This window comes from Natrialba chahannaoensis JCM 10990 (assembly GCF_000337135.1).
Taxonomy (GTDB): Archaea; Halobacteriota; Halobacteria; order Halobacteriales; family Natrialbaceae; genus Natrialba; species Natrialba chahannaoensis.
This window is the reverse complement of sequence record NZ_AOIN01000100.1, coordinates 1-23,585: the sequence shown is the minus strand read 5'-3', so window position 1 is coordinate 23,585 and position 23,585 is coordinate 1. Positions and strand designations below refer to the sequence as shown.

Below are 23,585 nucleotides of genomic sequence, written 5' to 3'. Positions count from 1 at the left end.
GTCGGTTGCGTTCTTCTCTCTCCACGTTCTCTCACACCGCCTTCTTCCAGCGACAATCCGTTTCTGGTCAGTGGTCCACTCGTTGCACGCACTGAAATACGACGAATCGAACGAGGTGGTGAGTGCGACGATCTCGACAACCAGCTACGAGGACAACTACGTATTCGAGACGCTGGGTTGTTTGTATCGATGTGAGCAGGACGTGAGTTGGTCGATTCCGATACACGAAGGCAGGTCGTTCACTGAGCGGGACAGTGACGTCATCATGTAACATAAGTACGGTAAGCTAGCAGCCATCACTGATCGTAAACAGGTACAACCGTCACGTTCGACACAGTCTGTTTCACACTGAGGTGGACTTGTTTTATTCTCCGGAACATTCATGCGTGCGCCACCGGAACGCGCTGCTATGAGCACTGACCGAGACGACGTGGGGGTTTCCACGACCCGTAAGACGTTCGAACTCCTCGAAACACTCGCGGACGAGGACGGACTGACGATTACGGAACTCACGAAACGAACGACCGTCACCAAGAGCACCATTTATCGCCACCTCTCGACGCTCGTGGACCTCGGCTACGTCGTCGAACGCGACGGTGCGTACTTCGTCGGCTTTCGGTTCCTCGAAATCAGCGAACAGGCCCGCAACCGCAGGACGGGCTACACCGCAGCGAAACGGAAGGTATTCGAACTCGGCCAGGAAACCGACGAGCGCGCTGGCTTCATCGTCGAAGAAAAGTACGAAGGAGTTTACATCCACCGGTACGGCAGCCTCTCTGGTACGATGATCGGTAAGCGCCGACCGCTTCACTCGCTGGCCGCGGGCAAGGCCATCCTCTCGGAGTGGGACGACGATGCAGTCGCCGAGTTCATTGACGCCGTTGGACTAGATCCGAGCACGGACAACACCATCACTGATCCCGACGAACTCTACGCCGAACTCGAGAAGACCCGCGAGCGCGGCTATGCGGTGAACAACGAAGAGCACATGTCCGGCCTCCGCGGTGTTGCCGTCCCGGTCCATACGCCTGACGAAACGCTGCTCGGCGCGCTGAGTGTGTTCGGACCAACGAGCCGATTCAAGGACGAGTACGTCCACGAGGAACTGCCACATCGCCTCTGGGATAAGGCGGGCGAGATCAAAGTGACGCTGGCGTACAGCTGATCTGCAGGCACTGGTTGCAGTATCCGGTTTCTGTCCACATTCAGGTTCTGTCCGAGGAACACGTAACCCGACTTTCTGCCTTTCCGCCTTTCTGCGTTTCTGCGGAACAGACGGTCAGTCGATCCCAGACGAAGACGAACGTCACGCACTGACCGAGTGAAACGCATCCTGTCCTATCCAACTTCGACATACGAAACGGGTTCTCACAGTGTCGGACTGTGAACCACCGACTGCCTGTGACCGCTAGTCGCCCTGTTACACTTGTCCCCATCTATTGGGGAAAGTGTCCGGCATGCGGAACAGTTGTGTTCTGGGATGGACGTGCCATCACCGAAACGACTTTCGGCGACTGACCGAAAGTCGTCGCAAACGATGGACCACGGGAATAATCGACACGGATGGGGTCAGCGCGCGCGTCAGTCACCAGCACTGGGGGATGCTCCCTCGCTATGACCGACGAATCGTCGACACCAGGACCGAAGCCGAAAGTTGCCCGCCTCATCGCCGAGTACGAGCAGGAACTCGCCGGAATCGGCGGGGAACTCGAGAGTCGCTGGACGGACCCCGAGACCGATGACAGCTTGCGGTCGCTTGCAGACTGGTTCAACGAACAACTGTTACGGGCGGCACTCGCCGACGCCGGGGTCGAGACGGTCACCGACGACGTCTCACAGCTCTACTCGCTACTCGCGGGCGATACCGGGAGCCGTGGTGAACGAACGCAGATCGAGCGCCGACTCGAGCGCCAGGGCGTTGACGTGGCATCGCTCGCTGACGAGTTCGTCTCCTACGGCGCGATTCGGTCGTATCTGACCGGATATCGAAACGCCACACCACCGTCGGCCACCGAGCGAACGAACGCGACGACGATAGCTCGGACGATCGATGGCCTTCGCCAGCGGACGGTCGCCGTCACGGAGAGCAAACTTGATCGACTCCAGGATACCGACCAACTCCAAGTAGGCCCGCACCGGGTTTTTGCAGATGTACAGGTACTCTGTGAGCGCTGTGGAAAGCAGTACGACGTAGCGGACTTGCTGGATGCAGGTTCGTGTGACTGTTATGAGCCCTGACGACTGGCGGACAGACTGGTGGCGACCGCACATGCCTCCGTCCCGTTGCTCAACGAACATGGTGGCATCCTCAATCCATAACTGCAAACAACGGGCGAACTGTTTCGTATACTGAACCCATAACACCAGTACTGGTGTTACGGTACCTATCCGGTGAGCCTTAAATCTCAGTCACGCGGTCGTATTCGTCGTCGATAGCCGCCGCGTCCTCGGGCAGCAAGGCCACGACCAGGAAGTCGGTGTGGGACTCGAAGTACTCCACGAGCGACGCGATTCGGTTCGAATCCAGTGCCTCCAGTGAGTCGAGCAGCATGAACGGCACCTCCTCGTAAACCTCGTGGACGAGATAGCCTGCGAGCCCAAAGATCAGGCCCGTCACCTCACGCTCACTCTCGCTCAGGTGGTCGATCGTATCTTCGTAGGTCCGCCCATCTGCCGTACTCCGGACGATGTGCAGGTCAAATGCCGTCTGTTCGACCTTCCGTCGTCCCTCGCGAACCGTCTTCCCGACCCGCTCGATCCAGATCCGGTCGATGTTGTCGTACTCGAGTACCTCGAGCACGGCATCCATGTGCTCGTTGAACGATTCGACGGCCTCGCGTTCGATCCGGTCGATTCGCGTGCGGAGTTCCTCGAGTTCCTCGCGGATTTCCTCACGGCGCTCTTCGAGGCGCTCCTGTTCGTCGAGGTCGGATTCGATCTCCTCGATGCGCTCGGTCGTCGTCTCGAGGTCGCGCTCGAGTCGTCCGAGGGAGAACTCGAGTTCGTTCGCGCGGCGGTTGAGATCGAGGAGGCTCTCTTCGTCGTCCTCGCTCTCGTCGTCGGATTCGGCCTCGAGTTCGGCAGCTTCCGTTTCGAGCACGTCGATTTCGGCTTCCAGTTCCTCGCGGCGGTCGGTGAGGTCGTCGAGGCGGGCCTCGCGCTGGTCGATCTCGTCGCTGACGGACTCGAGTCGGCGGTCGACGCGTTCGTGCCGTTGGCGCGTCTGGTTGATCTCGCGGCGTTCAGTACGAAGCGATTCGATCCGATCCTCGAGGTCGTCGCGCTCTGCCAGTTTCGTCTCCTGGTGGTCGCGCAGGCGCTCGATTGTGCCCTCGATCTCCTCGCGTTCAACCTGTGTCCCGCAGGTCCAACAGCGGACAGTTTCTTGGTCCTCGACGAGCTGATCGGTGAGGGATTCGGCGTCCGACCGGTGTTCGTCCCCGTCGGCCAGCAACTGCCGAATTTCGGGATGTGATCCCTCAAGCATCTCTTCGTTGAACTGGACGATGCTCTGGAGTTGGCTGATAACACCGTCAATTGACTGTGATTGGCGCTGGAGGCGGTCGATCTCGTTGTCAACCTCCTCGCGATCGAGCGAGTCGAGATCGGGAAGCTCCGCGCGTTCGTCCTCGAGTTCCTCGCGCTCCTCGCGCAGCGCGGAGAGACTTTCCCGTTCGGTTTCGAGATCGAAGCGGATATCTTCGAGTGCGGAGCGGCGCTCGCGAAGTTCGCTCAATTTTTCCTCGAGTTCGTCCTGGCCCTCCTGCTGGGAGTCGGCGCTGGCTTCGGCCTCCTCAATGGCCTCTTTGACGGTCTCGAGTTCGTCGCGTTTGTCCTCGATTTTGTTCTGGAGATCGGTGCGTTCCTGTTCGAGCCCCGGGAGATCGTTCTTGAGCGACTCGAGACGGTCGAGTTCACTCGAGAGTTCGTTCTTTTCGTCGGTCAGCCGCGAAATTTCGCGTTCGATCTGGTTGGTGTCGACTGGTCGGAGGATGATCTCACGCAAGTCGTCCTCCATCGTGACGGCGCGTCGAGCCGGGTTGGACTCGAGTAAGAACGCATAGAGATCGGCGAGTTTCGGATCGTCGAGATAGGGATCGCCGTCAGTGACGACGGTGTTGCCAGAGCGAGTGAGCGTCCGGGTGTAGGTCTTGCCGTCGAGTTCGAGTTCGGCGTACCCCTCCTCGGCGTCGGCCTTGAGCGAGGCCGATTTGCCGCCGAGGGCGGCCATGAACGCCTGAAGAAGCGACGTACGGTTCGTCGCGTTTCGCCCGGCGAGGACGGTTATACCCGACTCGAGTTCAACTGTCGTCTCATCAATCCCTCCGATGTTCTGTGCCCGTAACTGCGCCTTGTGGGCAATCGGCTCCTGTGTAGCCATCATTGGAATAACTTCCTAGCCGAGTGATAAACCTTTGGAGGGGAGTGATGGGGCTATCGGTGGATCCTTGAGTGACGAACTGACGACTTCCCGTAGCCATCTCTAAAATATACTAAAAGTATATTTGTATAGTTATATTATGTATTGGGGTTGCCATCCCGAGTATCGCGTACAGGGAACAGCAGAAATTCATTCATGGCCGCTGAGAGGGCCATACAATCAGGAACGGCTCTCCCAGAGCAAGTGTGAAAGGAGATCGCTACTGGTGCTAAAAATAACCATTCTGATTATTTTGGAGATGTATCGACTGGGGTACATTAATATATATCGTATTAGATTCTACTCCTCACTTTAATGCTACTTAACAGTACTTGATCTATTTTGGGCTATAGTTTATATACGATAGCGAGGCCAGTGAGTTTATGGCTTCACAAAAGACGCTATCGCGACGCACTGCACTCCGAACGCTGACCACGCTCGCAACCGGCCTGATAGTCGGCGGTGCAAGTGTCTTCGGATTCGTCAGTGCGCAATCCGACACAGATTCCGATGGACCTGCCGATACCGAACGGTACGTTGCCGTCGTCGACCGGATCGTCGACGGTGAACACGTCGTCTTGCTACTCGAGGAGGACGGCCAGCTCGTCGACGAGTTGGTCGTTCCGCGATCGGAGTTCGACACCGTTTCAGAGACCGATATTTTGGCCGTCATCATCGCGGACGACGAACTCATTGACTATCGAATCCTCCCGGAGCGACCCTGTGATATCGATGCTGTGGACGTCTCTGCTGGCACCCAAGACAAACTGGGTGTCGATCGTGAGACGCTGTCAGCACCGTCCCGTCGGGGTCGTGGTGAACGACCCAACTGTCTCTAGCGCCCTCGCCACCATTGTTTTTTGAATGGGTGCTATTACTGAACAACGAAAATTTTTGGTGGTGAAATAACGAACGAGTTTATGTGTAGCCCGAGTGATGGCGCATCCATGTGGCTTGTTGACAAAGCATGGTCATCACCGGTGCAGCGGCAGGGATCGGACAGGCAACCGCCGAGCGGTGTGCCGAAGAGGGCGCACACGTCATCGTCGCGGACATCAACGACGATGGAGCGGCCATCGCCGAGGCCATCGAAGAGGCAGGCGACTCCGCCGCGTTCTACAAACTCGACGTGACCGACGCCGAGCAGTTCCACAACGTGATCGACGAAATCGTCGCCGAGCACGGACTCGACGTGCTAGTCAACAACGCCGGTACCGGCCACCCCGGCGGCAGCCTAGAAACCATCGACGAATCCATCCGTGATTTCGTCGTCGACGTCAACATCAACGGCGTCTGGAACGGCTGTCACGCCGCACTGCCGTACGTAAAAGAGCAGGGCCACGGTTCGATTGTCAACGTCGGTTCGCTGGCGAGTCTCCTTGGACTCCCGAAGCAGGCAGCGTACTCGCTGACGAAGGGTGCGGTCCTGAACATGACCCGTGCCGTTGCGGCTGAGGCTGGCCCCTACGGCGTCCGCGCGAACACGGTCTGTCCGGGCTTCACCGAAACGCAGTTACTCGATCAGTATCTCGCCACTCAAGACGACCCCGAAGCAGCGCGCGAGCAGATGACCGAGGAGTACCCGCTGAAACGACTCGCCACGCCCGAAGAGATTGCCGACGCGATTCTCTTCCTCGCGAGTGACGAAGCGTCGTTCGTGACTGGCCACGGACTGGTTGTCGACGGCGGATTCTCAGCGTAACGCTGTTACGTGGGTACCGTTTCACCATACTGCGATCCAGTTTCCGTTACACCACATCACACCACATCATACCACAACCAGTTCCCGTTGCACCACGTCGCTCTCATCAGTTCTCCGACTCTCGAACCAGTGCAACACTCGCAAGCGCCTCTCCCTCCACAACAGTCGCTTCCTTCGTAAGCGCGTACAACAGTCCCGCTCGCTCCGTCGTCGCCGTCACCAACGGCTCGTATGTCGCCGGATCGAACACCGTTCCCAGGGTCGTCCCCGCCGAGATGAGGTCACCTAACTCGAGTGCCGGCTCGGGACGGAACAGGCCGGATTCGGGTGTCGTCACCTTTCCGAGGTGGTTTCGGGCAACGGTCTGGTCGTGATCGATGATATTTCCTGGAAGGAGCTCAAGTGTACGGCAGACGTTGAACAGTCCATCAACGCCGGTTTCGACGGCGCTCTCGACGATCTGTTTATTGTGTGCGAGTTCGGGTGTGACCGCTGGAATGTCCTCCCCAGCGGCTGCGACACGGAGTTTGCCGGCGAACCCGCGACGGTGCCACTCCTCGGAGGCGTCGTCGTTTGCCTCTTCCGAGAGAAGCAGGTCGGTCCCGAACGCGGAAGCGAGTTCGCGGGCGCGGTCGTCGCCCTCGCGGTAGACGACGTGTGGGTACATGTCTGGACTGCCAGTGTGGAGGTCGACGATCGCATCGGCCTGTGTCACGTACTCCCAGAGCGTGGCAGCCATGCGCTGGTGGAGGCTGCCGTCAGCATCTCCCGGCCAGACCCGGTTCATATTGCTGTTGACACTGTCGAAGGTCTCTGGAGCGGTGTAGGAGACACGGTCGAAGGTGAGCGGGTTCGCGACGGGGACGGCGACGATGGTCCCCGACAGGGGTACCTCCAGGAGCCGCTCGTGAAATCGCCGCAGCGTTTCGGTGCCGTTCACCTCGCGGCCGTGTTGGGCGGCCTGGATGTACAGTGTCGGCGACCCTGCAGTGGTGGCGTCGGCAGCCGTGTCGGCGTCCGCACTGGCAGGACGATAGGTGTGAACCGTCGTCGTAAGCGAGACACCTGATGGGAGCCGTGCGAGCGTCACCGTCTCCGACGTATGCTCCGTCTCGGTCATGCACCACGCTACCACCGCCTGTTGTATGTAGGTGCGGCCCGCGAGGCGCAGCCTGTGACCACTGTCCTCCCGCGAGCCAAGACCACTACCGTTTTCACTCGTCCCGTCGACCCCGACGTATGGGTAACGTTACTGCAACCCTGCACACGAACCGGGGCGACATCGAGGTCGAACTCTACGACGAGCGTGCACCGAGCACCGTCGACAACTTCGTCGGACTCGCGACCGGCGGTAAGACGTGGGAAGACCCCGAGACGGGCGAGGAAGTCGACGGCGAGCCGCTGTACGACGACGTCGCCTTCCACCGCATCATCGAGGGCTTCATGATTCAGGGTGGCGACCCAACCGAAACCGGCCGCGGCGGCCCGGGCTACCAGTTCGACGACGAGTTCCACGACGAACTGCGCCACGACGACGCCGGCATTCTGAGCATGGCCAACTCCGGTCCGAACACCAATGGCTCGCAGTTCTTCATCACGCTCGACGCCCAGCCACACCTCGACGACCGCCACTCTGTCTTCGGCAAGGTCACCGACGGAATGGACGTCGTCGAAGAGATCGGCAGCGTCGACACCGACCGCAACGACAAGCCGCGCGAAGAGGTCGTACTCGAGTCGGTTTCGGTCGACTACGAGTAAGTAGTGTTGTTCGGACTGGCACAGCTTGGCCCAGTCCGGTTTCGTTCAGTTCCATTCCGTTTTCGAGCCAGAGACCTGTTTGCGAGAGATCTATTGGGACACTCCTGCAGTCACTCGGAGTTGCGCTCGAGTTCAGAAACAGGAGCGAGGTCGAGATCGATATCCGGCTCGAAGAGTTCCTCGATGTGACATTCGAAGAAGGCAGCCAGTTTGAACGCGAGTTCGAGTGACGGATCGTAGCGTTCGCGCTCGATCGCGTTGATCGTCTGGCGTGTCACGTCGACGGCCTCGGCGAGGTCGCCCTGACTCAGCGCCGCTTCTTCCCGCCGTTCGGTGAGATGGTTCTTCATAGCTGATAGCGGTCAGGAGTGACGGCTGACGATCATGTAGCAGGCAACATAGAGGAGCCCGAGTCCCGAGAACAGGTAGATCCCACCCCAGATCCTCGCCGAGATCGTCATGTAGTTGCCCGCACCAAGGACGTAGAGCGCCGGAACAATCCCAATTCCGACCATGGCCGCGATGCCGATTGTCATCCCGCTCGCGCGGTTGTGAAGACGTTCATCGCGCTCGTCGGCGAGTTTCGTGTCGCTGACGTATGGAACCACGACTGCCACGATCATGGCAGCCCAGACCGTCACGAGATACGTGGCGGTTCCGATGAGCTGTTCTTCCAGGAGGATACCGGCAAGTAGACCGAGACAGCCGATTCCAACGAGCCCCCAGACCGCTCGTTCGTACGTTCGCTTGCCGATTCCGAGTACTGTGTTCGTCGATTGCCTGGTGTCGGACATGCTTTACAGTAAAGCGTACTTTACACCAGTGCTTAAAACCATCGGTGGTCGTTCGACACCTCTGGGCTGGACAGCCGTCGACATCCCCGACCAGCAGGCCGGACGATCGTCGTTACAGGTGCGAACAGCGGTACCGGTCGCGAGACTACCCGCGAACTCGCGTGCAACGGCGCGACCGTGATCATGGCGTGTCGGAGTCTCGACCGCGGCGAGTGACTCACCACAACCGTAACGCGAAAGTCGACCCAGCCGAACAGCCATACAATGACTGACGACAGCGACGACGACGACATCCAGCGCGCGAGCGACGTCGGTTCGGCCGATGCGCCGCCGATCGAGGAGAAGCCCTACAAGATAATCTTCGAGGCGAACAAGTGCTTCGGGGCCGGGAAGTGCGCCGAGGTCAGCGACAACTGGGAGATGTCGCTCGCCTCCGGCATCGCGAAACCGAACGAGTACTTCATCGACGAGGAGGACCTAGACCACAACGTCCGCGCCGCGGAGATCTGTCCGGCGAAGAAGGACGACGGCTGTATCCACGTTATTGACCGGCGAACTGACAAGGAGATTGCGCCGGATCCACACGGCGACGGGACGCTGAGTGTCGACTGGTAGCACTGGTCGTGTTCACAACGGCTGGGCTGTCTCCATGGATTGGCCTGAGAGACGAACACCGAAACGCACATTTTAGCGGGGCGGATATCCACGAGTGCACTTTTGTGCGAGGGTAGCCAAGCAGGCCAACGGCGGTGGGCTTAAGACCCGCTCCCGTAGGGGTCCGAGGGTTCAAATCCCTTCCCTCGCATGTTACCGCGAACATCCGTGAGTAGTGACTGCGAGACGACGGGGTTTGAATTACGGAACGAAAGAGCGAAGCGACCGAAGTTCAGGTGGTTCAAATCCCTTCCCTCGCGCTGGTTCTGACCACCACTGTCACTGATTCCGTCGCCCTTCGGTGCACCACCATCGCCTCGAGGACACCTCCTGCTCAGGAACCGAGACTGAACACGCAAGTCCCACCCTTTCCCAAAGGCGGCCGCTAGCAGACACATGGTCGCGCCGGAGCGTGAGCAGTCCCGGATTGCGGGCAACAGAATGGCCGTCGTCATCGCTGCCAGTTCCATCGTGCTCGCTCTTCTCTTGGCACTCCTCTGGTGGTACGACATCCTCGACGCGCTCATCCCCGAACATGGACTGCCAATGGAAACCCTCCCGTTCTACCTGCTCGCAATCGTCGTCGGTTTCGCGCTTCTCGTCTGGGGATGGCAGCGTGTGCTTGGCCTTCTCGAGTAGGCCGAGAAATGCCCAAAAAGCCCCCACCTGCGCCCATCAGAACGGATACTCCCGCGACTCGTGCTGCACCGAAATCCACTTTGCCGTCGTCACTTCCTCGAGTATCGACTCGCCGTTGTACCGCCCCAATCCGGATTGCTTCATCCCGCCGAACGGGACATGGGGCTCGTCGTTGACCGGTTGGTCGTTGATGTGGATCATCCCCGTCTCGATCCCGTCTGCAATCCGACGCGCCTGGGCGAGATCCTGGCTGTGCACCGAACCCGAGAGGCCGTGAATCGTGTCGTTGGCCAGTTCGATCGCCTCCTCGGTACTCGAGTACGGGATCACTGGCGCGACGGGACCGAAGTGTTCGTTGCAGGCGGCAGGCATGTCGTTGTCGGCGTCCGAGAGCACCGTCGGCTCGACGACGAGGCCGTCGTGATCGCCGCCGGCCTTGAGCGTGGCTCCCTCTGCGACAGTGTCTTCGACGTACTCGACAATCTGGTCGCGCTGGTTCTCGTCGATGATTGGACCGATGATCGTCTCCTCGTCGGTCGGGTCGCCGGTTGGCAGGCTCGCGGCGCGCTCGGCCAATCGGTCAACGTACTCGTCGTAGACTTCCTCGTGGACGAGGTGGCGGTTGGCCGAGATGCAGATCTGGCCCTGGTGGAGGAACGAGCCGAAGGCACCGGCGTCGGCGGCCTGTTCGACGTCTGCCCGGTCGGTGACGATGTGGACGTTGTTCCCGCCGAGTTCGAGCGCCGGGAGCGCACAGTTTCCCGCGGCCTGCTCGGCGACGGAGAGACCAACCGGCGTCGAACCGGTGAACGCGACCACGCGCGGGATATCGTGGCCAGCAACTTCGTCGCCAATTTCGGAGCCGGAACCGGGAACGACGCTAATCAGCCCCTCGGGCGCACCCGCTTCTTCGAAGATGCGCGCGAGCAAGAGACCGCCCGTGATCGGCGTGTTCGAGGCCGGCTTGAGCACCACGCCGTTGCCCGCCGCAATCGCCGGCGCAACCGCTCGCATCGAGAGATGCAGTGGGAAGTTCCACGGCGAGATCACGCCGACGACGCCAACCGGGACGCGTTCGACCGTGTTCTCCTTGCCCGGGACGATCGACGCCGTTTGCTGGCCGTCCATCCGAAACGGGAAGCTCGCCGCCTGCTGCATCATCCCCGTTGCCGTCTGAATCTCGGCGACTCCCTTGATCCGCGTGCTCCCCGCCTCGAGTGCGAGCAACTCGAGTATCGCCTCGCGATTGTCACGGACGAACTCGAGTGCGGCAGTGACGACCTGGGCGCGGCCCTGCGGTGGTTGGTCGGCCCACTGTTCCTGTGCCGCTGCGGCGGCTTCGTAGGCTTGATCCACGTCGGCGGGCGTGCCGGCGGGGACCGTCGTGAGTTCCTCGCGTGTGTAAGGGTTCTGGATGGAAATCGAGTCACGATCACCCTGATCGGTCCACTCGCCGGCGAGGTACAACGCGTTCCAGCCGTCGGTCTCTGCGTCGGTTCCGGTGCCGGGAGAAAGGGGAAGCTCCGTCATGGCTCGGCTTACCTGACCAGTGAGGAAAAACAGCGGACCAGCAGGCGCAACCCGGTGAGGATAGCGAGCAGGGAGTGCAGGGGGAGCAGCGCCCGACTACTCGAGTTGGGCGTTCGGGAGCAGCCACGCGAGCGGGACGTAGAGGACGGCACCGGTGAGGAGCGCGATGGCGAGGCCGAGGAACGGATCGAACTCGACGAACTGTGTGACGATCAGGACGATACCAGCGGGCGGGAGCGCCATGCCGGCCGCGAGCCGATGGAACGAGCGGAACGGACCGCTTCCGTTCTCGGGTGCCATGTTCTCGAGGCCGCCGTGTGGCTCCGCCCACATGAACAGCGGGAGGAACAGGAAGATACCCCCGCCAACGAAGAGGCCGGCGAGCGCGCCGATTGCGGGGTCCTCGAACATGAAGTGGCCAATGACGGCGAAGAGACCGATGTCGACGAGTCCTACTGCTGCACCGATTCGCTCGGGTGTGAGCGGGCTGTCCTCGAACTGCGCCATGTTTGTTCCGTGTGCGTCTTCCATAGACGGTAGACTGATTCGTTCGGTATCACTTTTTCGTTGCGCGACCCACGGAGTGAATTTCAACGCCGAGACCGCTCGTACGAGACCAGGGAGTGACACACTCAGCGATGAGAAAGCAGGTTGTACCACGTGGTGTCGATCACTTCCCTGTCCGGAACGACAGATCCAGCGACGGCGCGGAGTGGGTCAGCGACCCCATCGAAATCACGTCTACGCCTGTTGCCGCGTAGTCGGCCACGGACTCGAGGGTGATCCCGCCGCTGGCTTCGGCAAGCACGCCTTCGTATTCTGCGAGCAGCGAGACGGCTTCGCGCGTTTCCGCCGGCGTCATGTTGTCGAGCAGGACGATATCCGCACCAGCCTCGGCGGCCCTCGGGGCGTCTTCGACTGTCTCGACTTCTACGTCGAGTTTCGTCGCGAACGACGCGCGCTCGCGGAAGTGCTCGATCGCGCCCTCAAGCCCCATCTCGGCGATGTGGTTGTCCTTCACCATGACCATGTGCGAGAGGTCGAGGCGGTGGGTGTCGCCACCACCGGCGACGACGGCGCGCTTCTCGAGTCCGCGCAGGCCAGGCGTGGTTTTTCGGGTTGCAGCGATTCGCACGTCGGTAGAACTGGGTCTGGAGCCGGAATCGGAGTCGGATTTGGATTCGGTTCCCTGCTCGCGGTCTGCGGCCGCTTGCGTCTGCGGGGCGCGTTGTGCCTCGCATGCTTCGTCGACAACTCGGCGCGTCCGCGTCGCGATGCCCGAGGCGTGGCCCGCGAGGTTGACCGCGACGCGCTCCCCGCGGAGGACATCGCGGGCGCTCCCCTCGACGGCGAGGAGTTCGTCGCCCGCCTCGATTCGCGCGCCCGACTCGAGTTGGTCCGTCACGGTCACGCCGAGGTACTCGAAGACGGCGGCTGCGGCCTCGAGGCCGGCGGCGACGCCGTCCGCTTTGGCGACGAGTCGGCCGGTCGTCTCGCCGGGCACCTGGTTCGTCACGTCGTGGTGGCCGATGTCTTCGTGGAGCCAGCGGTCGATCTGTGCGTCCGTGATCATGTCGGCCTCTCGTTGTTGTGGTCGGCGATCATGGCGAGCTATGGGTGTGGCTGCTCCGGTTCTCTCTCGTCCTCGACAACGTAATGACATCCTACGGACTCCGCATTCTCGCTGGCAGCGCGCGCGATCAATAGCGCGACGACGCTCGCGTTCCGCAGTTCGTAGAGATCACGTGCCGTCCGTGTGCGGATGTAGGCGTCCACCTCCCCCTTAAGTCGCCGGAGGACGGCACCCGCGCGGGCGATCTCCTCGGGGTTGCGTTCGAGCCCGAGATACTCGTCCATCGTCCGCTGGAGCCGCGCGAACTTCTCGGTGGCGAACCGCTCGGGGAGATCGGGATCACGGTTCAGGAGGTCCGGCGCGTCGACGACTGTGTGGTCGGGGTCGGCTCCAACCCCGGCCGCGTCCTCTCCCGCCCGCAGTCCCCAGACGAGTCCCTCGAGAAGGCTCGTGCTCGCGAGGCGGTTCGCGCCGTGAACGCCCGTCCGGGCACACTCGCCGACGGCGTAGAGCCGATCCAGCGACGTGCGCCCACGGTCGTCGACCGCGATGCCGCCACAGAGGAAGTGCTCGCAGGGTGCGACGGGAATTTCGTCGCCTTCGATGCCGCGGTCGCGACACTTTGCGGCGATAGTCGGGAACTCAGCGTCGAACTCGAGTGGGCTTACATCGAGCACAACTTCGCCGGTCGCCTCGCGCTCGGTTTCGACCGCGCGGGCGACGACATCCCGCGGCGCGAGTTCGGCGTCGGGGTGGTAATCGGGCATGAACCGGTCCCCGTCGGCGTTGCGGAGGAGTGCACCCTCGCCGCGAAGGGCTTCGGAGAGGAGAAACGTATCCTGCTTCGCGGCTCCGCCGCTTCGCTTCGAGGCGCTACGCGCCTCGCAATCGGAGGCCGTCGGGTGGAACTGGACGTACTCGAGATCAGCCACGTCTGCGCCAGCGAGCGCCGCCATCGCGATCCCGTCGCCAGTGGCGTCGTCCGGATTGGTCGATCGGCTGTAGAGTGCGCCGATGCCGCCGGTTGCGAGGATCGTCGTCCCGGCGTAGATTGGGTGGCCGTCGGGCGCTTCGTCCGTGACCACGCCGTAGACCCGGCCCTCGTGCGTGATGAGCTCGAGTGCAGCCGTATCCTGGCGGACCTCGATCCGCTCGTGGTCGTCGACGTGGTTCAGGAACGGACGGAGGATGTGGGTGCCCGTTGCCGCGTCGACGTGGAGGATGCGGCTCTCGGAGTGAGCAGCCTCGCGAGCGTAGTCGAACTCGCCGCTGTCGGTCTCGTCGAACCCGATGTCCAGGGTGTCGATGAGCACGTCCTCGACCGCTGCGTCGGCGTGCTCAACGAGGATGTCGACGGCGTCAGGATCGGCAGTGCCGTCGCTGGCTGCGATGATATCCTCCGTGAGCGCGGCGGGATCGCCGCGGGTGGTCGAGATGCCGCCTTGCGCCCAGTCGGTGCTGGCGTCGTCGGGTTTCGTCGCTTTGGTCAGCAGGAGCACGTCGACACCCTCACGGGCGGCGGCGAGTGCGGCCGAACAACCTGCGATACCGCTGCCGACGACGACCACGGCTGCGGTTTCGGCGCTCGCTGCGTTCGGTGTGGATTGTGTGTCGGTCATCGTCTCAGATTTCGAGCATTCGATCGAGTGCAACCTGTGCGAGCTCTTTTTCGTCGGGGGCGACCTCAATCACGTTTCGCTCGCGGCCGGCGACGAGTTCCTCCAGGACCCACGTCAGATAGTTGGGGTCGATCTGGCGCATGGCGTTGCAGTCCATGCAGGCGTCACCACAGAGGGGGAGCACGTTTACCTCAGGGTGCCAGCGCTGGAGGTGACGGGTGAGGTGAATTTCGGTGCCGATGGCCCACGTCTCGCCCGGCTCGGCGTTTGCAACGGTGTCGCAGATGGTCGCCGTCGAGCCAGCCACGTCGGCGGCCTCGACGACCTCGCGGCGACACTCGGGGTGGACGATGACATTGGCATCCGGATCGTCCGCACGGACCTGTTCGATATGCTCCTCGCTGAAGCGCTCGTGAACCTGGCAGTAGCCGTCCCAGAGGATGATATCGCTCTCGGCGACTTCCGTGGCGTCCTTGCCCTCGGGATCCCAGGGGTCCCACTCGGCGATGGCGTCTTCCATGCCGAGCCGGTGGGCGGTGTTCTCGCCGAGGTGCTTGTCGGGCAGGAACAACACCTTGTCGCCGCGGTCGAACGCCCACTCAAAGGCTCGGTGTGCGTTCGAGGAGGTGCAAACGAGGCCGCCCTGGCTGGCACAGAAGGCCTTCAGGTCGGCGTAGGAGTTCATGTACGTGATCGGGATGATGTTCGCGTCGGGCGCGGCAGCGGTGATCTCCGCCCACGCGGCGTCGACCTGGAGCGCCTCGGCCATACCAGCCATCGGGCAGGATGCCTCCATGCTGGGGAGGATCACCGTCTGCTCGTCGTCGGTGATGATGTCCGCGCTCTCGGCCATGAACGTCACGCCGCCGAAGATGACGTACTCGGCGTCCGCCTCGGCGGCCTCCTTCGAGAGCTGATAGGAGTCACCCACGAAATCGGCATGTTCGACGATCTCGCGTCGCTGATAGTTGTGTCCCAGAATAACGACATCGTCGCCGAGTTCGGCGAGCGCCGTTTCGATACGGTCCGTTCGTTCTGCCTCGTCTAAGTCCCGGTAGGCTGTCGGGAGCTGCTCTAACGAGTCGTACTTGAACAAACTCAGGTCGGTTTCCAGTTCCGCAGTTTCCATCGTGACCATTGTATGGTACCCGTCGGTACATCGACAACACACGGCGGTATTGAATAACTTTTTCCTTCAATGCGGCACATCGGTTGCATTCGGAAGTAGTATGTCGGCTACTGGGATGGAAGTGTCGGTAAATCAGACCTCCTAATAGGTTCTGTTCGTGACTGGTCCGCTGTTGGTAACAGCCGTTTTTCGGTCCAGCGGCCGTAATGAATCAGACCAATGTCACTCGAGGACGCCTTCGACGAGTTCACCCATCGTGACTGGGAGCGCACAGAGTGGGAACAAGTGCGTGAGGACGCCCAGCCGACAGCGCCGGATACACCGGAGACCGTTCGACTCGCCATCGTCGGCGTCGGCAACTTTGCTCGCAATCGAGCGCTCCCCGCGATCACGGACTCGCGATACTGCGACCCGACCATGCTGGTCACCGGCTCACCCGACCAGTGTCGAACCCTCCACGAACAGTTCGACATCGACCACATCGTCACGTACGATGCCTTTCTCGCCGGCAACCACATCGACACCTACGACGCCGTCTACGTTGCGACCCCGAACACGTTCCACAGTCGCTACGCGATCGCCGCCGCAGAACATGGCAAACACGTCATCTGCGAGAAGCCGCTCGAAACGACGCCGGAACGAGCCCAAGAGATCGTCGACGCTTGCGACGAGGCCGGCGTGACGCTGATGACCGCCTACCGACTCCAGGTCGAACCCACCGTCCGCCGGACAAAGGAGCTCGTCGCCGACGGCGTCATCGGCGACGTCGTCCAGGCCCACGCCGGCTTCTCCCACCCACTGCTCGACCACGCCGACCCCGACACCTGGCGACTCGACCCCGACCTCGCCGGCGGCGGCGCGCTCGTCGACCTCGGCATCTACCCGCTGAACACCATCCGCTTCATCCTCGAGCCCGAGCCCGACGGAGTGTACGCACAAATCCACTCGAGTGCCCCACCGTTCGACGCGGTTGACCAACACGTCTCGTTCCAACTCGAGTTCCCGACGGGTGCGACGGCTGCCTGTACGGCGAGTTTCGACGCACACGCAAGAAGTTGGCTCGAGTTGATCGGTACGGACGGGCTGATTTCGATCACGTCGCCGTTCGGTGGCGTGGTGCCCCAAGAAATGATCGTCGAGAGCGGCGACGTTCGGATGGAGTACACCGGGCCGCCGGTAGACGAGGTTCGAGAGGAGTTCGAATATTTCGGCTACTGCGTGTTGACGGGGGCTGATCCGGAGCCGGACGGCGAGGACGGGGTGATGGATTTGGCGATTATCGAGGCGGCGTACGAGTCGGCGGAGACGCACTGTCGGGTGGGGTTAGAGTAGAAGAGGGCCGGTTACAGCTGCGTCGGCGCTAGCGCGTCGATTGTCGCCTCGGTCACGGCGTTCGAGGCCGGCTCCGGCACGACGACGATCGGGTGGTCGATGCCGGTCTCCGACACCAGCGTCCGGAGCTGGTCGCGTGCGTCGTCGGGCGTGCCTGCGACGCCGAGGTCAGTGAGCATCTCGTCTGAGACTGCCTCGGTGGCGGCCGCCCGCTCGCCCTCGCGCCAGGCCGTCGCGATTCGGTCCGCTCGCTCGGGGTAGACCGTCGAGACTGCATGCCGGTATCCCTCGCCGCTGCCGACGTAGTAGGCGACGTGCTGGCGCAGGGTCTCGCGGGCCTCGTCGGCGTCCTTGCTGACCGCCGAGGGAACGTACGGTGCGATGGTGATCCCGTCGGGATCTCGGTCGCGTTCGCGTGCGGCGTCCGCAACCTCTTCGAAGGCTGAATCGAGATTCGAGAACGGGATATTGTGCGGGATCCAGCCATCACAGAGCCGACCGACGACACGTCGGTTCGCCGGACCGAGTCCGGCGTGGTAGATCGGCACCGGCGCGTCGATCGAAGGGAAGTCTGCGGCCTGGAGGAGTTGCCCCTCGTAGTCGACCGGCTCGCCGTCGCCAGCAGTGAACTCGCGAATCAGCTCGATCGTCTCGTGGGCGCGCCGAACGGGCCGATCGAAGGACATGCCGTGCAGATCCTCGACGGCCTTCGGCGTGCTCGTTCCGAGTCCGAGTCTGAATCGCCCGTCGGAAGCCTGCGAAAGCGAGGCTGCGGTCATCGCGAGCACGGCCGGCGACCGGGAGTAGACGTTCAGAATCGCGCTCCCGAGGTCGATCGCGTCGGTCCGGCAGGCCATCTCCGTGAGCTGGACGACGCCGCTCGCGCCCCAGAGTTCCCCGACCCAGACGGCGTCGTACTCGCGTTCTTCCGCCCGAACGGCGATGTCTGCCTGGTCGACGTCCCCGAACGACGTGACCATGAGTCCTACGTCCATAGCCGGAGGATACATGTGAATTGATAAAAGTGTCCGTGCTCACTCTACGCTGGAGCGGTGACATATACATTGTGAACCGCCTCGGGGTCAAGCAGTTCGAGACGCCCAGCGTCTCGTCACTAAGCAGAATCTGAGATTCCGCGAGGTCTGCGAACCCGACGGTTCGCTTGATCACGGGAGACAACGTCTTCCGTACGACCCCAATGCACTCGGCCTGCTTTTTCTGTAGAGAGGCGTGAGAAGGACGTTCGCATCAACCGCTGTCGTCACGGTTGGCTCTGAAGACGTTGTCGTCGTTCTCATCACCGACGACTCGGGGAGATCCTCCACGGAGTCGACGAATTCGTCCAGGCATAGTGTCACTCCTGTCAGCGCTTCCACGGTGTCTCTTGAAGGGGTCCTCACCATCCGCTGTCATTGGTTCCTTCTTCTGAATCTTGTAACCGGATCCAACCTCCTCGAAGACGACCTCGTCACCGGGTTCGATTCCGAGCGCCTTCCGGATCTCATTCGGGATCGTGACCTGACCTTCGGTGGTGACGCGCGGCATATATTACTTTAGAACAAGGTGTGATCCTGTATATGTATTACCCAGCGCACCACGTTCGACCTTTCAGCGAGAGTGGCAAGTGGTTGCAATAACCACCAATCACGCTGCAGTACGGCTTGATACGGTCTACTGTAACGATTTACCGGAACAACCGCAGGACAGTTCGCGGTTGCTCGATAAAGGACTTACAGCAGTCCGTGTGAGACCCTTTTCCGTGTGCAAAAATTGTACGTCGGCAGTCCCGTTGCCGTTCAGAATCCCGTTTCAGCCGTCATCCAGAGTCCGAAGACGAAGACGATTGCGCTGATCGCGAGCCACGAGAGTTGCTGTCTGACGAGCAATCTGGCGGCTCCGTCCTGACACGAGTCCGCGACGACGAACGCCGGTGTGTCCGGTCCGTCGCCGACGACGGCACTGATGTCGCGCATCGTCTCGCGAGCCTCTACGTCGTAGCGCGACTGGCCGAAGACGTACGCCTCCTCGCCGGGGTCGAGCCGGCGCTCGTGGTACTTTCGGTCGTTCCCCGTCGCGAGCTCGACGACGCCGAGATCGAGCGAGGAGTTCTCGGACTCGAGATCAGACTCGTGCTCGAGGAATCGCCGGATCGACTCGGGTTCGCGCTCACCGCCGTCGATTTTGGTGCTGGCCGACGTGGAGAGGGCGAGGTCGGCACCAGCCGGTTCGATGCGGACGCTCGCCGTGCGGTCCTCGAGTCGGAACGGGAGTCCGCCCATCCCACTGTCGACGGTGTTCCACGAGGAGTTCTTGCCGCTTGACTGGTGCTCTTCGACCTCGTACTCGTAGACGAGACAGGGTGTGCCGGTCAGCGGGGCCTCGACAGTGCCGGTGATTTCGCTTGCGGTGCCCTCGAGTTCGACCGGGCCGTCAGCGCGCTCGGCGGTGATCACGTCGTCGGTGTCGCCGCGGTAGACGTGGTAGGCGGGGCGAAGTCGGTAGCCGGTGTAGAGGAAGCCGGCGATGCCGAGGAGGAGCAGTGCGAGTCCAACCATCGGCGGAACGTCTCAGTTTAGGACCATAACGGTAGCGGTTCGACGGCTCTGCACATTCGGCGGAGCTGCAGTATACCCCCGACAGCTCACTCGTGACGCAACGCCTCGATCGGATCCACCCTCGCCGCTCGCCAGGCCGGATACAACCCCGAAACGACACCTACACCGATCCCGACCGCTGCCGCGATGGCGATCCACTCGAGTGGGTAGACCATCGGCCACCCAATGAGTTGCACGCCGAGGGAGCCGACGCCGAGACCGAGCGCGATGCCAAAGATGGCACCGACGAGCCCGAGGATGACGGCTTCGACGAGGAACAGCTGCATGATGTCTCGCTTCGTTGCACCGATGGATTTCATGACTCCAATCTCGCGAGTGCGTTCAGTGACGCTGACGATCATGATGTTCGCGATGCCGATGGAGCCGACGACGAGCGCGATGGCGGCGACGGCGGCGACGAAGCCAGTGAGCTGGTTTACGAGGTCCATGAACTGGTCGATAGCGTCCTCGACGGTCTGGACCTCGATCTGATCACCGTCCTGTTTCAGTTCGGCTGCGTGGGAGTCCGTTTCAAGATAGTCGGTGATAGCGTCCTGCGTCGGTTCGATCGCTTCAACGTCTTCAGCGCCGATCTGGAGGAGCGGATACGCACGCTCGTCGTCGCCGTCAGGTGTCTCGATCGTCGTCGTGTAGTACGACTCGGCTGGAACGTAGACGTGTGGTGGCGTCTGGCCGCCGAACTCTTCTTCGATGACGCCCGTCACCGTCACGGTCGTCGTCTCGCCGTCCTCGAAGGTGAGCGTGAGCTCGTCGCCCGTCGAGACGTTCTCCTCGAAGACCTGATTCGCCGGTTCGTTGATCACCGCCTCGTCCTCAGCGTCGCCGTCGAACGTCTCGCCGTCGACGAACGGTGTGAACTCGAACGCATCGTCTGTTGTCGCCTGCACGTCGATCACGCCGGTCACCCGCTCTTCGTCTGTTTCGGTCTGGACCACGTCGAGTGATCCCTCTGGCGCGACGAATTCGACGCCGTCGATCTCCTCGAGTGCCTCGATGTCGCTCTCCGTGTAGATCGGCGTCTCGACCGGCATGATACCGAAGCCACCCTCCGGTTCGGTTTGGGTTTGGACGAGCATCACCGGCTCTTGGTCGTCCTCGATATCGCCGACGATGCTCTCGGAGAAGCCCGAGCCGAGCACCATGAAGGTGATCACCGCCGCGATACCGATGATGACGCCGATGGTGGTCAGCGTCGAGCGAAGCTTGTGGGAGGTGATCGACCGCCAGCTAATTCGGAGGCTCTCGAGTAGGTTCACGTCGACCACGGCCCACGCGAGCGCATTGGCGCTCGCTACCTCGTACAGCCAGTTAGTCGTTGCAATCGATCAACAAGCGTGAGAATCGGGCGGTCGCTGTACTGACTGCGAACGTTGTCCGTTGGACTGTCGGTCGCTCCGGTCCACGGAAGTCAGGTCACCCCCAGTCACTCCGAGGCACTACAGTCACTCAGCGGCGTCGTACACCACATCGCCGTCGACCAGCGTCATCGCCACGTCAATCTCATCGATCGCCTCGGGCTGCTCCCACGGCGACTTCTCAAGGACGACCAGATCGGCGCGCTTGCCGACCTCGACGGTCCCCAGTCGATCCTCGTCGAAGCCGACGTACGCGCCACCGCGCGTGTAGGCCCGTATCGCATCGGTGACCGAGAGGCGCTGGGCGTCCGTGCCGGCGTTGACCGCGTGGTGGATGCCGAGCAGCGGATCGAGCGGCATGCAGTCCGAACTGAACGCGAGCGGGACGCCGGCCTCGAGCACGCGGCGGAATCGGTTGGTTTGCTTGCGCCGTTCTTCCCCCAGGCGCTGGTCGTAGAGTCCGCCTTCGTCGGCCCAGCGGTGGAAGTTGGGCTGCATCGAGGCGACGATTCCCGCGTCGGCCATCCGGGCCAACTGGTCGTCGTCGGCGAGTTCGGCGTGCTCGATACGGTGGCGCGAGCCGGCCGGATCGGCGGTGGACTCGAGTAGGGAGAGCGTTTCCTCGATGGCCTCGTCGCCGATGGCGTGGATGGAGAGCTGGAGGTCTGCGGCGTCCGCGCGGTCGACGATGTCGCCGAGTTCGTCGGGGTCGACGACCCATTGGCCGCGTCCGTCGTCTGTGTCTGTGTTTGCGTTTGTGCTTGTGTCGTCTGTGTCTGCACCCACCTTTCTGTCTCCATCTCCATCCTCGCCCCCGTCCGCGCCGACGTACGGCTCGTATACCTTCGCCGTCTCACCGCCGAAGCTCCCATCAGAGAAGGACTTGATCGCGCCCACCTGCACGCGCTCGCTGCCCGCGTTCGTCGGCATGCCGGCCGTGGTGAGGTGCTCAAGAAAGTCGCTCCAGTAGTTGATCCGCACGCGAAGCGGTAGGTCGCCCTCGGCTGCCAAGTCGCGATAGGCTCGGGCGGCCGTCGAACGTTGAACCATGTCATGGACGCCCGTCACGCCGAGTTCGACCGCGTGCTCCGCAGCCGCCGAAATGATCTCGCGCATCTCTGCTCGCCCAGCCGCGACTTCATCTTTGACGACGCCGATCGCGTCCTCGACGATGACGCCGGTCGGTTCGCCGGCCTCGACGTGGACCTCTTCGTCAGGCAGGTCGTCCTCGAGTTGCGCCAGCGCGACGGAGTTCAGCGAGGCCGTGTGACCGTCGACCCGAATCGCGGCGATGGGGCGCGTCTCGGAGACTTGATCGAGGTCCTCGCGCGTGAGGTACTCTGCCGTCTCGTCCCACGTGCTCTCGTCGTAGCCAAACCCAAGAATCCAGTCGCTTTCGGCGTCGTCGGTCCCACCCGATACACCCGCTGCACCCGCTGCACCCGCTGTTTCGTCTCTGCGAACGCCAAGGGACTCGAGTGCCTCTGCCCGCGAGTCGACTGCCGAGAGGTCGGCGTGGACGAGGTGTTCGCCGAGGTGGTCGAGGTGGGTGTGGGCGTCGATGAAGCCCGGGAGGACGGTGCGGCCCTCGCAGTCGATAACCTCGGTTTCGACGCCCTCGAGGAACTCGATTTCGTAGGTGTCGCCGAGACGAACGAGTTCGCCGTCGCGGATCGCAGCGGCTTCGTGGACGGTGTCGGATGCCGTCAGGCTGTGGATCTCCGCGTTCGTGAGCAGCAGATCGGCGGCTTCGGTCATGGTCGTGGTGTGGGAAACCAGGGGCAAAGAGAAACCGATTTGGGACGCGACTGGTTTGCGCTCGCCTGCGGTCCGTGACGGGGCGGAGCGGGCAGGACCGGCGGGACGGAACACTGCTCCAGAAGCACCCGCGCGAATCAGCAACCCTTAGGAGACACCGCTGTCTCCACCAACGCATGACCACGACCGATCCGGAGGCCCTCGCCGACCGCGTACAGGATGGCGACCTCCGCATCCACGAACTCGAGGAGCACACCGACGCCGACACCGCGGCCGAGGCCCGACGTCTGTTCGTCGAACGCGAGACGGGAACTGACCTCAGCACTACCGGCGACTACGCCTTCCCCGCCGAGCAGGCCGACTCCGCAGTCGAGAACATGATCGGCGCGGCCCAGATTCCGATGGGTGTCGTCGGTCCGGTCGATGTCTCCGGCAGCGCGGCCAACGGCGAGCACTACCTACCGATGGCGACGACCGAAGGGGCGCTGCTGGCGTCGGTCAACCGCGGTCTCTCGGTGATTCGATCGGCCGACGGCGCAGACGCCCGCGTGACGAAAAACGGGATGACCCGCGCCCCCGTGTTTCGGGTCGAGGGCGTTGCGGAGGCCGCTGAAACGGTCGAGTGGGTCGATGACAACGTCGATGCGCTTCGGGAGGCCGCCGAGTCGACCACCAGCCACGGCGAACTGCTCGCCGTCGACACCTAC

Annotated in this window: 22 protein-coding genes, 1 tRNA gene and 2 pseudogenes; 11 read left to right on the top strand and 14 right to left on the bottom strand. The window is 62.3% G+C overall.

Features of this window, described 5'->3' with window-relative positions; translation table 11 throughout:
- The first annotated feature begins 409 nt into the window (after positions 1-409).
- Together C482_RS19565 and rdfA are read left to right on the top strand one after the other, a co-directional pair.
- On the top strand, positions 410-1,165 hold the full coding sequence (locus C482_RS19565) for an IclR family transcriptional regulator (protein ID WP_006169556.1): 756 nt from the start codon (positions 410-412) through the stop codon (positions 1,163-1,165).
- 449 nt (positions 1,166-1,614) lie between these two features.
- Positions 1,615-2,238 (top strand): rod-determining factor RdfA, encoded by a 624-nt coding sequence (gene rdfA / locus C482_RS19560; RefSeq protein WP_006169555.1) that lies wholly within the window; start codon positions 1,615-1,617, stop codon positions 2,236-2,238.
- Positions 2,239-2,398: 160 nt separating this feature from the next.
- On the opposite strand, the gene C482_RS19555 is transcribed toward rdfA, so the two are convergent.
- Positions 2,399-4,381 (bottom strand): archaea-specific SMC-related protein, encoded by a 1,983-nt coding sequence (locus tag C482_RS19555; RefSeq protein WP_006169554.1) that lies wholly within the window; start codon positions 4,379-4,381, stop codon positions 2,399-2,401.
- Positions 4,382-4,803: 422 nt separating this feature from the next.
- Between C482_RS19555 and C482_RS19550 the strand changes: the two genes are divergently transcribed.
- Together C482_RS19550 and C482_RS19545 are read left to right on the top strand one after the other, a co-directional pair.
- A complete protein-coding gene (locus C482_RS19550; protein ID WP_006169553.1) occupies positions 4,804-5,259 on the top strand; it encodes a hypothetical protein in 456 nt (151 codons plus the stop codon).
- A 128-nt stretch (positions 5,260-5,387) separates the two neighbouring features.
- Positions 5,388-6,122 (top strand): SDR family NAD(P)-dependent oxidoreductase, encoded by a 735-nt coding sequence (locus C482_RS19545; RefSeq protein WP_006169552.1) that lies wholly within the window; start codon positions 5,388-5,390, stop codon positions 6,120-6,122.
- A gap of 106 nt (positions 6,123-6,228) precedes the next feature.
- Here the strand turns inward: C482_RS19545 and C482_RS19540 are convergent, their stop codons facing one another.
- Positions 6,229-7,242 carry a succinylglutamate desuccinylase/aspartoacylase family protein gene (locus tag C482_RS19540; protein ID WP_006169551.1) on the bottom strand — a complete coding sequence of 338 codons (1,014 nt, stop codon included), beginning with the start codon at positions 7,240-7,242 and terminating at the stop codon, positions 6,229-6,231.
- A 119-nt stretch (positions 7,243-7,361) separates the two neighbouring features.
- Here C482_RS19540 and C482_RS19535 point away from each other — a divergent pair, with 119 nt between their 5' ends.
- Positions 7,362-7,880 carry a peptidylprolyl isomerase gene (locus C482_RS19535; RefSeq protein ID WP_006169550.1) on the top strand — a complete coding sequence of 173 codons (519 nt, stop codon included), beginning with the start codon at positions 7,362-7,364 and terminating at the stop codon, positions 7,878-7,880.
- A gap of 110 nt (positions 7,881-7,990) precedes the next feature.
- On the opposite strand, the gene C482_RS19530 is transcribed toward C482_RS19535, so the two are convergent.
- Together C482_RS19530 and C482_RS19525 are read right to left on the bottom strand one after the other, a co-directional pair.
- A complete protein-coding gene (locus C482_RS19530) occupies positions 7,991-8,230 on the bottom strand; it encodes a helix-turn-helix transcriptional regulator (protein ID WP_006169549.1) in 240 nt (79 codons plus the stop codon).
- A gap of 12 nt (positions 8,231-8,242) precedes the next feature.
- Complete coding sequence (locus C482_RS19525) at positions 8,243-8,674, bottom strand: hypothetical protein (RefSeq protein WP_006169548.1); 432 nt, start codon at positions 8,672-8,674, stop codon at positions 8,243-8,245.
- Positions 8,675-8,735: 61 nt separating this feature from the next.
- Between C482_RS19525 and C482_RS22555 the strand changes: the two are divergent.
- The 4 genes and pseudogenes from C482_RS22555 to C482_RS19510 form a co-directional block, all read left to right on the top strand.
- Positions 8,736-8,887, top strand: a pseudogene (locus C482_RS22555) (short-chain dehydrogenase); the annotation flags it as partial.
- Between the two features lie 51 nt (positions 8,888-8,938).
- Positions 8,939-9,289, top strand: a complete 351-nt coding sequence (locus C482_RS19520; protein WP_006169547.1) for a ferredoxin — start codon at positions 8,939-8,941, stop codon at positions 9,287-9,289.
- Between the two features lie 106 nt (positions 9,290-9,395).
- A tRNA-Leu gene (locus C482_RS19515) sits at positions 9,396-9,479 on the top strand.
- A 245-nt stretch (positions 9,480-9,724) separates the two neighbouring features.
- Positions 9,725-9,967 (top strand): hypothetical protein, encoded by a 243-nt coding sequence (locus tag C482_RS19510; RefSeq protein WP_006169546.1) that lies wholly within the window; start codon positions 9,725-9,727, stop codon positions 9,965-9,967.
- A gap of 36 nt (positions 9,968-10,003) precedes the next feature.
- On the opposite strand, the gene C482_RS19505 is transcribed toward C482_RS19510, so the two are convergent.
- The 5 genes from C482_RS19505 to nadA form a co-directional block, all read right to left on the bottom strand.
- Positions 10,004-11,497 carry an aldehyde dehydrogenase family protein gene (locus C482_RS19505; RefSeq protein ID WP_006169545.1) on the bottom strand — a complete coding sequence of 498 codons (1,494 nt, stop codon included), beginning with the start codon at positions 11,495-11,497 and terminating at the stop codon, positions 10,004-10,006.
- Positions 11,498-11,593: 96 nt separating this feature from the next.
- The gene (locus C482_RS19500; protein WP_006169544.1) at positions 11,594-12,028 is read right to left on the bottom strand and encodes a hypothetical protein; all 435 of its coding nucleotides are present in this window, start codon (positions 12,026-12,028) and stop codon (positions 11,594-11,596) included.
- A 139-nt stretch (positions 12,029-12,167) separates the two neighbouring features.
- Complete coding sequence (gene nadC / locus C482_RS19495) at positions 12,168-13,070, bottom strand: carboxylating nicotinate-nucleotide diphosphorylase (RefSeq protein WP_006169543.1); 903 nt, start codon at positions 13,068-13,070, stop codon at positions 12,168-12,170.
- Between the two features lie 38 nt (positions 13,071-13,108).
- Positions 13,109-14,689, bottom strand: coding sequence for an L-aspartate oxidase (locus C482_RS19490; protein WP_006169542.1), 1,581 nt, complete (start codon positions 14,687-14,689; stop codon positions 13,109-13,111).
- Between the two features lie 4 nt (positions 14,690-14,693).
- Positions 14,694-15,827 (bottom strand): quinolinate synthase NadA, encoded by a 1,134-nt coding sequence (nadA, locus tag C482_RS19485; protein WP_006169541.1) that lies wholly within the window; start codon positions 15,825-15,827, stop codon positions 14,694-14,696.
- A 210-nt stretch (positions 15,828-16,037) separates the two neighbouring features.
- On the opposite strand from nadA, the gene gfo6 reads away from it, so the two are divergent.
- Entirely contained in the window at positions 16,038-17,150 is a 1,113-nt protein-coding gene (gene gfo6, locus C482_RS19480; RefSeq protein ID WP_006169540.1) for a D-xylose 1-dehydrogenase Gfo6, read from the top strand.
- A gap of 11 nt (positions 17,151-17,161) precedes the next feature.
- On the opposite strand, the gene C482_RS19475 is transcribed toward gfo6, so the two are convergent.
- The 5 genes from C482_RS19475 to C482_RS19455 form a co-directional block, all read right to left on the bottom strand.
- Positions 17,162-18,145 (bottom strand): LLM class flavin-dependent oxidoreductase, encoded by a 984-nt coding sequence (locus tag C482_RS19475; protein WP_049897018.1) that lies wholly within the window; start codon positions 18,143-18,145, stop codon positions 17,162-17,164.
- Between the two features lie 253 nt (positions 18,146-18,398).
- Positions 18,399-18,695 carry an AbrB/MazE/SpoVT family DNA-binding domain-containing protein gene (locus C482_RS19470; protein ID WP_006169538.1) on the bottom strand — a complete coding sequence of 99 codons (297 nt, stop codon included), beginning with the start codon at positions 18,693-18,695 and terminating at the stop codon, positions 18,399-18,401.
- A gap of 251 nt (positions 18,696-18,946) precedes the next feature.
- Entirely contained in the window at positions 18,947-19,705 is a 759-nt protein-coding gene (locus C482_RS19465) for a hypothetical protein (RefSeq protein WP_006169537.1), read from the bottom strand.
- A gap of 86 nt (positions 19,706-19,791) precedes the next feature.
- Positions 19,792-21,021: an ABC transporter permease gene (locus tag C482_RS19460; protein ID WP_049897035.1), complete on the bottom strand. Its 1,230-nt coding sequence runs from the start codon at positions 21,019-21,021 to the stop codon at positions 19,792-19,794.
- Positions 21,022-21,207: 186 nt separating this feature from the next.
- Complete coding sequence (locus C482_RS19455) at positions 21,208-22,878, bottom strand: amidohydrolase (protein WP_006169535.1); 1,671 nt, start codon at positions 22,876-22,878, stop codon at positions 21,208-21,210.
- Positions 22,879-23,054: 176 nt separating this feature from the next.
- On the opposite strand from C482_RS19455, the pseudogene C482_RS19450 reads away from it, so the two are divergent.
- Positions 23,055-23,585, top strand: a pseudogene (locus C482_RS19450) (3-hydroxy-3-methylglutaryl-CoA reductase); the annotation flags it as partial.